Source organism: Vibrio sp. 1978 (assembly GCF_033344345.1).
The window spans coordinates 1-613 of record NZ_JAWPOP010000684.1 but is presented as its reverse complement, the minus strand read 5'-3'; the positions used below and the strand labels follow the sequence as shown (position 1 = coordinate 613).

The 613-nt window shown below is 40.9% G+C and carries 2 protein-coding genes; one reads left to right on the top strand and one right to left on the bottom strand.

Features of this window, described 5'->3' with window-relative positions; all coding sequences use genetic code 11:
* Nucleotides 1–161: PhzF family phenazine biosynthesis protein (locus R8N49_RS28530; protein ID WP_318190624.1), on the bottom strand; the 161-nt coding region annotated here is incomplete at its 3' end.
* A 188-nt stretch (nt 162–349) separates the two neighbouring features.
* On the opposite strand from R8N49_RS28530, the gene R8N49_RS28525 reads away from it, so the two are divergent.
* On the top strand, nt 350–613 hold a 264-nt coding region (locus tag R8N49_RS28525), incomplete at its 3' end, for a YbhB/YbcL family Raf kinase inhibitor-like protein (RefSeq protein ID WP_318190623.1).

Below are 613 nucleotides of genomic sequence, written 5' to 3'. Positions count from 1 at the left end.
CCAATCGCTTTAACAAACGCGGTTTCAGAGAGGTTGTTTTCCGCTGCAATGTTTTGCATTAGCTCTGGTTCTAACCACTCTTGCAAGGGTACGACTGCTGCTGAGTTGCCTTTAAATTGCGTGTCTGTAAATGCGTCAACGACGTAGATATCCAGTTCCATTTTGTCTTCCTTGTTCTCTGAGCGGTTGGTTAGCATAAACCAGATGCAACTCAGAGAATAAGAAATTTATGCTTGAATCTTAAAGTGTCAAAATAGACGATTATTTTATATTTTGTGATACTTATTGATGTGTCTTGGCTTGGGTTGATGAATAGACTTGATTTGAACTCATTGAAAGGAAGAAACACATGAAAGCGATTCACAAGTCTGTTTTGGCCCTTAGCGTTTTGGTTATCGGCTCTGCCCATGCTTTTGAACTAAAGAGTAAAGATATTCAAGAAGGTCATCCAATGGCGAAGACATTTGAATATTCAGGTTGGGGATGTGATGGTGCGAACCAGTCTCCACAACTGATGTGGAAAGACGTTCCAAAGGGTACAAAAAGTTTTGCGATTACCGCGTACGATCCTGATGCACCAACAGGTAGTGGTTTTTGGCATTGGATAGTGTTT